9 protein-coding genes and 1 pseudogene are annotated in these 10,751 nt (G+C 58.5%); 7 read left to right on the forward strand and 3 right to left on the reverse strand.

Annotation, left to right across the window (positions count from 1 at the left end; translation table 11 throughout):
* Positions 1 to 1,244: 1,244 nt before the first annotated feature.
* From ABIB66_RS14995 to ABIB66_RS15015, 5 genes and pseudogenes are all read left to right on the forward strand, one after another.
* Positions 1,245 to 1,616 (forward strand): PilZ domain-containing protein, encoded by a 372-nt coding sequence (locus ABIB66_RS14995; RefSeq protein WP_354203506.1) that lies wholly within the window; start codon positions 1,245 to 1,247, stop codon positions 1,614 to 1,616.
* 732 nt (positions 1,617 to 2,348) lie between these two features.
* Complete coding sequence (locus tag ABIB66_RS15000) at positions 2,349 to 2,750, forward strand: hypothetical protein (RefSeq protein ID WP_354203504.1); 402 nt, start codon at positions 2,349 to 2,351, stop codon at positions 2,748 to 2,750.
* Positions 2,751 to 3,391: 641 nt separating this feature from the next.
* Entirely contained in the window at positions 3,392 to 4,270 is an 879-nt protein-coding gene (gene ligD, locus ABIB66_RS15005; protein ID WP_354254970.1) for a non-homologous end-joining DNA ligase, read from the forward strand.
* A 561-nt stretch (positions 4,271 to 4,831) separates the two neighbouring features.
* Positions 4,832 to 4,956 (forward strand): annotated as a pseudogene (locus ABIB66_RS15010) (DUF3606 domain-containing protein).
* A gap of 61 nt (positions 4,957 to 5,017) precedes the next feature.
* Positions 5,018 to 5,227 carry a hypothetical protein gene (locus ABIB66_RS15015; RefSeq protein WP_354203498.1) on the forward strand — a complete coding sequence of 70 codons (210 nt, stop codon included), beginning with the start codon at positions 5,018 to 5,020 and terminating at the stop codon, positions 5,225 to 5,227.
* A 159-nt stretch (positions 5,228 to 5,386) separates the two neighbouring features.
* Here the strand turns inward: ABIB66_RS15015 and ABIB66_RS15020 are convergent, their stop codons facing one another.
* Entirely contained in the window at positions 5,387 to 7,171 is a 1,785-nt protein-coding gene (locus tag ABIB66_RS15020; RefSeq protein WP_354254971.1) for an adenylate/guanylate cyclase domain-containing protein, read from the reverse strand.
* 394 nt (positions 7,172 to 7,565) lie between these two features.
* Here ABIB66_RS15020 and ABIB66_RS15025 point away from each other — a divergent pair, with 394 nt between their 5' ends.
* Together ABIB66_RS15025 and ABIB66_RS15030 are read left to right on the forward strand one after the other, a co-directional pair.
* Positions 7,566 to 8,081, forward strand: coding sequence for a hypothetical protein (locus tag ABIB66_RS15025; protein WP_354203494.1), 516 nt, complete (start codon positions 7,566 to 7,568; stop codon positions 8,079 to 8,081).
* A 425-nt stretch (positions 8,082 to 8,506) separates the two neighbouring features.
* Complete coding sequence (locus ABIB66_RS15030; protein ID WP_354203492.1) at positions 8,507 to 9,487, forward strand: ABC transporter substrate-binding protein; 981 nt, start codon at positions 8,507 to 8,509, stop codon at positions 9,485 to 9,487.
* 173 nt (positions 9,488 to 9,660) lie between these two features.
* Here the strand turns inward: ABIB66_RS15030 and ABIB66_RS15035 are convergent, their stop codons facing one another.
* Both ABIB66_RS15035 and ABIB66_RS15040 read right to left on the reverse strand, forming a co-directional pair.
* Positions 9,661 to 10,119: a MaoC/PaaZ C-terminal domain-containing protein gene (locus ABIB66_RS15035; protein WP_354254972.1), complete on the reverse strand. Its 459-nt coding sequence runs from the start codon at positions 10,117 to 10,119 to the stop codon at positions 9,661 to 9,663.
* A gap of 65 nt (positions 10,120 to 10,184) precedes the next feature.
* Entirely contained in the window at positions 10,185 to 10,664 is a 480-nt protein-coding gene (locus tag ABIB66_RS15040; protein WP_354254973.1) for a lipocalin-like domain-containing protein, read from the reverse strand.
* Positions 10,665 to 10,751: the final 87 nt, after the last annotated feature.

The following is a 10,751-nucleotide window of genomic DNA, read 5'->3' on the forward strand; positions in this document are numbered from 1 at the left end:
TGATGCCGCGTGGCCTTGGTCAACCGTCGAGGAGTTTGCCTCAAGGCACCTGAGACCGGCATGGGTCACGAGCGGCCTTTCGGTATCTCCGGCTGCTTACATCGGGTTGAGCACCGGGAACGGGCGTCATCGGCGCTGCGGGAGGTCAGAGATGGGCAACAGTGGAAGTGATGGCAATTCCGAACCGGTTCTTTAAACGGAACGAGTGCTCAGAAGATCAACGCTCTGTGTACAGGTGAACGGCTTTCCGGCTTCTATTGTTGAAGAAGAATTTAATGGAACGGGTGCGGGTGTGTCTTATCTGTTCGACCAAGCGACACAATGTGCGGATCGACTATGAAACTTACGACAATCGGAATAGCAATACTCCTCGCTGTCCCAAGTGACTTTGCCCTTGCAGAAGGCACATTGAACTACAACCTTTCCACTGTTCGCCCTCCTGTTAGAGGCGTCACGATCCTGGCCCCTGGACGATCAGGCCTTAGAACATTACCTCCAGGAAGCTCACCAGCTTATGTCACTCCAGGTGGTGTGCGGATCTATCGCGACGGCTCCGTTCCGGGTGGTCTGCGGACCGACCACGACGACCCTCCTTCCTACAATGATCCATCCAAGTTTGGCGGCGGCTGATCTGCGACATACAGCAGCGCGATCGGCTCGCCGCAAAAGCACATAGTGACCCGACGCTCGACTACATGACCGCAAAAAGAGAGGAGACGCTACTACGTCTTCGACCAGCGCAAAGGACCGCTCCGGGTCAAATGCGAAGAACTCAACGCGAGCAAATCTGGTCCGCCATGCCTAGGTAAGAGGACCTCGTGAATGATTGGTCGAGGGCTGCAGCGAAGGCGTCGATCAAGCGAACCGGATTGTCATCTACAAGCCGGTCATCTAGCCATTCCGGCAACTAAGTAAATTGCCCACGATGACCCTCTTGATCGAACCGAGTCATGCCAGCCCCCCACCGATTCAGCGCGCTAGTGAGGGGCGTCGCGACTCCGCCGAATGGCCAATAGCTGCCAAAAGTGCTTCTCAATTCATCCGCCCGGGCAGCCTCGATCTGCGCGTTTCCGTGCATCGCGCGATTTTTTGAATCGTCCGTTCTTCGCTTTGATAGAAGAATTAGAGTCAACTCTAATTAGACAGGAGAACTGCTTGTTTCGCGGAGTGCACGAAATAACTTGTTTGACGAGGTTCGGCGGGACCGACAACTGAAGCAAAGAAGTTTGTGCGGAGTTCTCGCCATGATTGAAAGTTCAATGGAGCGTCGCGCTCTGCCGCGCGAGATCGTTAATGTGCCGGCCTTGCTTTCCTTCGATGGAATTATAGGGGTGCATCCGTGTGTGGTGCGCGACATCAATGCCTTTGGCGCTTGCCTTTCCGCGCCCTATTACATATTCGCCAGCGAGTTTGATCTGTTGTTCCGCGGGCTTCACAAGAAGCTTGCCTGTCGAGTGGTATGGAGGCGGGCAACCATTTCGGGCGTGGTGTTCGTTGTGCGCCGCCGCGCAACAAAGCCGGTGGGTGCAAGCGTCATTCAGCTTAATCCGTGCAATGCGCTCGCGCCTGTGAGACCCGTTCGCGACGTATGCGTCCTCCCCTTTGATGTGCATTGACCTAATGGTCTAGCATCGAATGGGGAAGAGGCTCGTGAGAACCGAGATGACGGCTGTCGCGGGCGCACCGGCTTGCACGCCAAGTGCTTCATGATAGCTGGCGACACGTTTTGATCGCGTTGGCCATGGGGCCGACTTGCAAGAGAGGGGTAGGGGCGGCTCAACGCTCTTGGACGATCCAGCTTAACTTCCGGCCGTACAGTGTCGCGCGTTATGCCGCAAGTATTCAGGTTATTTTCCAGGCCGCGTAGACGGCCAACAGCAGCACGCCACGGACACAATGACATCCGCAAACGATAACGGCCCCATTCAGGCCGACGACTTCACCGACCCTTGGCGTCCGCCGTGCTGGTTGGCAAACACCATGCCTGACCTCCCCATCGTCCTGGTGCAGCTGCGCGCGGCTGATGTGTAGATGACGGCCCTGGAAGCCTCGCCAGGAACGCTGGCGCGCTCGCGGAGGAAGGTTTAACCTTCCTGAACCCCATGTTCGAAATTCCCGCCCGCGGGGCGTCTCGTGTTTACAGCCAATACCGCGCTGCGGCGCGTCGTCCTGGATCAAGCCTTTGAAAGCGTTCCGCGACGCGAGATCGCCGCGCGCCCACATGCGTACCTGACGATCTCAATAGAGGCCACGGATGCGAGATACGCGCAGAGGCGCTGGGGCAGGCTGGACGTGACCGCCTGCCGCAAGCGCCTACCACGCGGCGCGGTGCCAGGCGGGGGGACCGCGTGAATTTTCAGATCACTGTCCTGAAGATCCTGGTGAGCTACCCCGACGGCTTTGCCGTAATGGAGGATCTCAAGCGCGATATGGCGATCCTGGCAACCAGCGGCCCGGATTGGGCCGACCGGACCAAGCGGCTAGCCGCGCGCGTGCCTGGCTTGGACATCTTCTCGCAAGGTCTCGTTGTGCGCGAAAGTGGCGGTTGGAAGATCACCAGCGAGGGGCGGGCCGTGTTGGAGCTCATGGAGGCGCGCCGCGTCACCGACGAACCACTCAACACCGCTCCTGCCGAGAACGCCGCTGTGCAGGTGCCGCCGCTGCGGCTCTCGGCCGATCGGGGCAAGCGCAGGAGCGAGCGCCGTCAGCGCCGCCGTGCGGCTCGTGAGCAGGCTCGAAATGCGTCTTGAGCTATGATGCGTTTTCGAGCTCGGCCCCATCTCCTCGATCGGCCGAAGAGAAAGCCGCCGGTGTTGCTCCGGGGGCTCGGGATAGTCGCGGACTGTTGAATGCCTTCCCAGCCCCAAGCGTACCGCCGTTACCTTGTTTGCGGCCATGCCACCCCGCTCTACCGAGCGCGTTTCGATTCGGCCATCCGGGTGCCGAGTTGTGCACGGGATCCTTACAGAGTAAGGCGCGCAACGAGGTGGACGGGAGCAGAATCCACGCGGTTCGGAACACCGCGGCCCACACCTCAGCGGTGGTAGTCCATGCCTCCAGGGCAACTGGGTTTGTCGAGGATATGATCGAGAAAGTGATATTGAAATTACCGATCGAGCCTTAGGTGTTCCTCCTGAAGAACGCGCTATCAGTCGCGTTCTCTAGCCGTTCGACGGCCTTCTCGTTGACGTTGAAAATACAACCTGGAATCGCGATTGCGGTTGTATGAGCGAACGCCCGGGAACGCCGCTTCGGCTTCGCGGTTGGAGAGTCGTGAATAAGGTAGGTAAACTGCCCCGTCGTCGGCTCCCCAACACCGGCGGCGGGCTTTTTGTGAGTTGCGTTAGTGGTAAAGCGTACCCAGGCACCGGCCAAGAAACCGCGAGCTTCCATGCCGGGCTTTATCAACCCCCAGCTTGCGACCCTGAAGATGAAAGCTCCTTCGGGCGCTCACTGGATTCACGAAGTCAAATACGACGGCTATCGCATCCAGCTTCACATCAACGGCGACGGCCGGAAGGCCTTCACCCGTAACGGGCACAACTGGGTCAACAGGTTCTCGGTCATTGCTGGTGTCTTCGACATTCCGGGTCAGGCAATCGTGGACGGGGAGGTGGTGGTCATCCATGAGGGGCGAACGAACTTCTCAGAACTTCAGGCGGACCTCGGCAGGGGCGACCAGGATCGGTTCGTTTACTTCGCCTTCGATCTCCTATGGCTGGATGGCAAGGACCTTCGCAGGATGGCTCAGCTTGCCCGCAAGGCGCTCCTGAAGCAGCTGATAGACGAGAACGGGCTGGAAGCCCCCATCTTCTACAGTGAGCACCACGAAGGTGACGGGCAGGCGCTGTTCGAGGCGGCCAGCAAGCTGAACTACGAGGGCATCGTCTCCAAGCGGGTTGATGCGCCGTACCGGTCGGAGCGGGTCGAGGCCTGGCAGAAGATCAAGACGGTGCAGCGCGACAAATTCCCCGTCGTTGGTTTCGTCAAGGACCCGTCCGGCGTCGCCGCGCTCTACCTCGGCAAGCAGGAAGGGAAAGAGCTGCGCTACATGGGGAAGGTCGGGACGGGCTGGAGCCGGATCAAATCGGCGGAGATCCGCAAGGCGCTTGATACGGTTGTCAGCCCGAAGCAAAAGCTCACGAAGCGCATCAAGAAGCCGAAGGCCACCTGGGTCGAGCCGAAGTTCTACGCCGAGATCGAATACCGGGACATCACCTCTGAAGGCCTGCTGCGGGCCAGTTCGTTCAAAGGCCTGTCCAAGAAATAACTCATGTACATTTGACGCCTCAGCACGCGGGCGAGTGATACCTCGGCGTGAGCGATGAAGATGCGGTGGCCTTGACGCGCCAACGATCCAAGCAGACGGGCTCTTTTGAAGCCTCTCACCATTGCTCGCCAATGGCAGCCCACTACCGGGACGAGAGCAGGGCTCTTGCTCAAGCGCACCTATAACGCAGATTAAGCGATCAGTGCGGAGGCGCCAGCTTCATGCGCAGCGGTAGGAACGGGGCGAAGCAGGTCAAGTTTTTTCAAGCATATGCAACCTCCCCAGACTAGGCCTCCGCCCTTCATTTTGGGAACACAGACTTCTTACGGGCGTTTTCCTTGCCAGTGAGTGGAGTACCGGCATGCCGGATCGCGTAACCCGAGCGGTAAAAGAAGCCCAAGCCATCCTGGCTCGCTATGTCGAGCCTGGACCGAGGGACAGCGAAAAGACGATCAATGACCTGCTGACCGTTCTTGACGATGAGCGGCTTGTCCAGGCGATGGCGGAGGAACATGAGCGACAGTCACCAAACGGGACCAGCGCGACCGTAGCAAGATCAACATGCACGAAGAGTTCGAGGTCAAGTATTGGATCAAGGCGCTTGGCGTCTCCAGGGACGAGCTGCAGAAGGCCGTCAACAGGTAGACAATTCGGCCGCCGCCGTTCGCAAACAACTGGCGGTGTAACCGAGGCGCGCGGTATGCTTGCGATCTTTGGAGCAAGGCCCGCGCGCTTTTTTTTCATGCCATGATCAATCCCAATTGTCCCATCTGCTTCGGCATCGGCTTTGTCTGCGAGAACCACCCGGACCGGGCCTGGAGCGAAGAGCTTGGCTGCCAGTGTGGTGCCGGTGATCCGTGTGCCTGCAACAGGTCGCCGGACATAGATGCGGGAATCGAAGAGCCGGATGCCAGCCAGATCATCGAAGGCGCAGGCGTGAAGAAGCGGCGTCATTGACGAGCCGCTTCATCGGCCCACATTCTGATTCTGTGAAGCGAGCTGCGGACAACGAAAACGTCGCCCGCAGACCCGATTTGCTCACGCTGAGTTCTTGGCGTTTTGACCCGAGGCGGACAAACTGGAACAGCGTCGTCCGCGAGACCATTTGCCCTTGCTTCAAGTCAACTTGTCTTCTGGAAGTCCAGCCAAGCTTAACCCCTCATAGATCCGCTCGCGCTGAGCCAGAAAGGTCGGGTTTTCACTGCGCCGTTCATTGCGAAATCTGGCGATGGTAAAATTCGGGTCAAGCCGGAGGCCGGCATTCCGCGCCTCCCGTGCCTCCGCGGCACGGCCGTTGAGCGCCAATGACGTCGCGAGGAAGAAATAAGGCATGGCAACGTTTGGATTCATTCCGACAGAGTTGCGCAGCCGATCCATGGCCGAGTCCAGCCGACCGAGGAACAGGTCGGCGATACCGAGCAGGGCGTACCAGCGATCTAGCCCGGGGTCGCGCGGGCTTAGCCGGATCGCATTTGTGAGGTCGGCTTCTGCTTCTTCAGCACGACCCAGCAGTACTTTCAAAAAGCCTGCATCAGCATGGGCCCAAGCCAGATTAGGATCCATGGCAATAGCGAACTCAAGTTCGCGCAGCGCGGGTTTCGTCGCGCCCGAGACATGCAGGAGATTGGCGTGAACGAAATGGGCCAAGGCATTCCCTGGAGCAAGCCTCAGTGCCTCGCTGATGGCCATCTCGGCGATGCGCAGCTGTTCGTTCCGATTGGTCGAGGCGAAGGTGCGAAGCTCGTTGCCGTGATAAAAGGCGAGACCGACCAACGCCTCGACGTTGCTGTGGTCCAACCGGAGCGCCGCATCGAACAGATCACACGCCGCGCGGTCGCGGCGTAGCGACAGGGGTTGGTTGAGGATTGCCCATCCGCGCATGGTTAGGTCCACGGCGTCCATATTGTTCGGTCGTTCGCGCTCCGCGCGACGGCCCTCTGCCGCGACGAGCTCGATACCAACGGTCCGGGCGAGCCGCGTGGTGATCTCGTCTTGCATGTCGAAGATGTCGGCGCGCGGCTTGTCGAAACGCTCGGCCCACAGGTGAGCACCGGTTCCCGTGTCAATAAGCTGAGCATTGACTCGAATGCGGTCGCCGCCGCCTTGAACGCTGCCTTCCATCACGTAACGCACCCCGAGTTCGCGCCCGATCACGCGCGCGTCCGCCGGCTTGTTTTTGAAGGTGAAGGCTGTGTTGCGTGCGATGACGAAGGCGCCAGGAATGCGCGACAGGTCAGTTGTCAGGCTTTCGGTCACGCTATCGACAAAATAGTCCTCCTCGCTCCTGCCGCCGAGATTGACGAATGGCAGGACAACGATGGAAAGCCGCGGTGTGACAGGGGACGGCGGCGCCGCCGCCGCCGCCGCAGTTCGTGGTGATAGCGAATAGACCCGTACCGGCTCGGCAAGGTTCTTCAGGTCCTGCTCACCTAGATCTTGCGCGACCATATCAATTTTGCCACGCACTTGGTGATAGGCCGCACCAGACAGGCAAATGCCACCAGGCTCAGCAATCCCCTCTAACCTTGCCGCTACATTGACGCCATCGCCCATAAGGTCGCCATCGTCTTCCACGACCACGTCTCCGAGATTGATGCCGATGCGAAAGTCGATGCGCTTATCCTGTGCGAGGCCAGAATTGCTCTCGATCATGGCCCCTTGCATCTCGATCGCCGAACGAACTGCATCCACAACCGAGGCGAACTCGGCCAGCAGGCCATCTCCAGTCGTTTTGACTATGCGCCCGCGATGGGTTGCGATCACAGGATCGATCAGGTTCTTGCGTAGGGCCCGGAGGCGCTCGAGCGTGCCTTCCTCGTCAGCTCCCGCTAGCCGACTGTAGCCGACTGCATCGGCCGCTAGGATCGTCGTCAGCCGTCGACTTGGCCGCTCTATCGCCAAATCTCCCTCCTGGCTCGGTCGGACCCAGTCTACGCATTTAGCTCTAGGTGCCAAGGGATTCGGTGATGAGGGGCGCGGTTCGGTATGTCGACTTCTGGTCCCTTAACGAGGCATGCATTGATTGCCCGCTTATGGCCCTAAGCCGAAGAGCGCCTCAGACACCGTGATGTCCGCCGTCGTTGGTAAACCGGTCGCGTAGCTGAAGTTGCCTCGAAGGCAGCTTCTCGCCCAAACAGCCAAGTGGATCAGCTCTACTGACGCACCCTCGCTTGCTGAGCTTCGCCTGCGACACTGTGTTACTGTTTGCAGATCTGCAACTCTTGCTGGAGTCTTCCTCGGGGCGTAGCCTGCTCGCTCGCATTAGTTCTCTGCGCCATCACAAAGGGAGGGAACGATGGCTTTTAATCGTGTACTCATCGCATTGTTTTCGGTCGTTGCCATTCTGACCAGTTTTAGCGCTGTTGCACAGGGCGTGCCGCCGGAAGGCTCGGTCTCGGTCATATTCACCGCCACGCCTATTCCAGCGCCCAAGCCAATGTCGATCGGCAGCGGCAGAGAGTTTGTTTTTGTGAACCAAGCGATGGCAGCCTCGAACGAGGCCGGAAACCCTGTACTCAACAACATGGGTGGACGTTGTCAGTTGAGCCGCCTTACGGATTCGTCCGCAAAGACCGCGGAGATTCACGGGTTCTGTACTTACATCGACAAGGACGGCGATCAAGTGTTCGAACAGTGTGACTGGATGCCGGGATCTCCCAACAATTGCAATATCACTGGTGGAACGGGGAAATTTGAAGGTCTCCAGGCTGCGCTCGTCGTCACCATCGACCCGCTCAAGAGTAACTTCGATGGCATCAGCCAGGTCATTGGTCACAAGAAGGGAACGTACAAGTTCACCAAGACGAACTGAGCCAACCAAGTGCCAACAGCTACGTACTTGAAACGATGCCAGTGATATCGCCCGGCACTGGCGCAGTGACGTGATCGTCGGCGGCTGAGACAATGCTGATGAGGCGACGAGTTTTCGTTGCGGCCAAGGCAAGTGCCGCCGTTGCATGGCCGTCGGTAGGATGGCCACAACAGCGGCAAACTTGGCGAATTGGGTACCTAGTGCCCGGCTTCATATTTGGCCCCGACCTCAAGCTGCTTGAAGTATTCAAACAAGAGTTGAACACACTCGCGATGTGAGCCGAACAGCGTCGTGACAGATGCCGGCGCCAGCCCAAAGCCGACGTGAGGATGTTTGTGGTCGAGGTCAGAAAGTGACCCGCACCGATTGTTGAGACGTGGTATCATGTGTTTGGTCGTTGTCTTCAGGCTTCTGCGAGGATCGCAATGAAGCGACGAGAGTTCATTGCGGGAACTGCGGCGCTGCTCATTTCGCCACGTTCTTCGCAGGGGCGGGGTAAGCGTCGTCGGCTCGGCTTTCTCGCCATAGGCGACGGAAGCGGCAAGGCCCTTAATCAAGCCGAGGTTGCGTTCATTGATGCGCTGCGAAGCCTAGGTTGGATACAGGGAAAAAACCTCACTATAGAGTATCGGTTTTCTCAACCCGCAGATCGACTGACAGACTCCGTCGGCGAGCTGATGGCCCTCGGCCCCGACATCCTGATCGCTCCAGGACCGCAAGCAGCAATAGCGCTCAGATCCGCGACCGGCACGATTCCCATCGTATTCGTGGGTGTCGCTGATCCCGTGCACCTCGGCCTCATACAAAGCCTGTCGCGACCAGGTGGCAACATGACAGGCGTGACGACCAACGTCCCCGACGACTTCTTCGCAAAACGTCTAGAAATTCTTCGAGAACTTGTTCCCGGCGCATCTAAAATCGCAGTTTTGATCAATCCAGACAATCCACTGCAAAGGCTGTACTTCGCGGAAGAGATCCCCCGCATAGCCCGGCACCTCGGCGTGGCTCTGCCTCTCGTTCCGGCGACCAAGCCGGAAGAACTCGACATTGCCTTTGCCTCGGCCGCCGCCCAACACGCCGATGCGATCATTGATTTCGGCGATGCGCTCACTTATGCGCAGGCGCAGCGAATTATCGCGCTCGCGGCTAAGTATCGCCTGCCAGCAAACTACTTGTTCCGGCATTATGCCGATGGGGGATTATCGGTATACGGGGCCGATACCGCCGATCTATTCCGTCATGCGGGCGACTATGTAGACAAAATCCTCAGGGGCGCCAAACCTGTGGACCTCCCGGTACAAAGGCCAACGAAGTTCATCCTTATAATCAACGTGAAGACGGCCAGAGCGCTGGGTCTCACCGTGCCGACCTCGTTGCTGATACGGGCCGACGAAGTGATCGAATAAGGCTCCGCTGCGCTGCATGGGCGCATACCCGAAGTCGCTTGGAGCGTGTCATGTCGGTTGGCAGAGGCAAACCGGACGCCGATCCAGCTTGCAACCTAGCGCCGCTTTTGACCCGCAGCGGGCTCGAATCCCTTATGGTACGCGACGCGTCCACCGAACGTGGGGCTGAGTGTTTAGCCGTTCGCGATGCGTCGGCGCGAGACGAGCACGTTATTGATGCATTGCAGCACCGTTTCACGCTTTTGATTGCGCAGATGCATCTGATTTCTGACAATATCTCTGTCGGGTTTCGATTTCGACTCGCGCTTCTCTAGGATGGCTACTTCGAGATTGAGTTCGTCTCCCGGGCGCACGGGGACGGGCAGCCTGAGTTCATCCCAACCGAGCCCAGCAATGATACGAAGCGCGTATGGCTGCGTCTTGCTCAACAAGGAAATAAGTATCGCGAAGGTGTGGGCGCCCGAGGCTGTCAGACCCGCGAAGACAGATCGTGCGGCAGCGTCCTGGTCTGTGTGGAAGGGCTGGGGATCATACTTTCTGGCAAACTCAACGATCTCCTCGCTGGAGACGAGGTAGGGGCCGGCCGTACGCAGCTGGCCGATCTCGGCCTCGTCGAAGTAGAGACTGGCCATAAATGTGCTCCCAACGTTATCCCGGGGGCTGGCTGTGATGTGTGGATCTGTTCGAAAGCGCGATGTCAGCGAGTTAGCTTCTGACCCGAAGCGGTCTTACGGTTGGCTAACCTCTCCCACATCAATGTCGCCGTAACCATCTTCCCATCGAAAGGGCTCGGGTGCGGACGCGTGGTCAGGATCAACCTGCTGCCGTCACACTCGACGTCTCGAACTTGGGTTGTGCCAGTCCAAGTTTCGTTTAGCGATATGTCGATGTGGTGTTCGACCGTCGTGCCGTCAAACTTGTAGGTGCCTCCATAGGCAACCATTGACCGGAACAGTTCAAGACATTCTTGGTCAGTCGCCTTGCCAATACTGATCGGCTTCGGTCTGACGTCGCGCCGTATCATGGCCATCATTCGACCGTCGTGCCCATACATGACAAAGCCGTTATGTTTATTGATTATAGTTTCACCTGTGTCGAGCATGGTGGTCTTTACTTCGACCAGCTTGTAAGTCCCAACCAATGCATCTTCGATTTCGTCTGGGCTCTTAGCTGTCATTCGGCTTGCAATATTGACCCCCTAAGCCGGGGGATCGGCGTCCAAAATTGACCCCCTATAGGTTGGTCTGTTGCGCTGCCTGCTTCG

It is taken from the genome of Bradyrhizobium sp. F1.13.3 (assembly GCF_040548265.1).
In the GTDB taxonomy this organism is placed as follows: Bacteria; Pseudomonadota; Alphaproteobacteria; order Rhizobiales; family Xanthobacteraceae; genus Bradyrhizobium.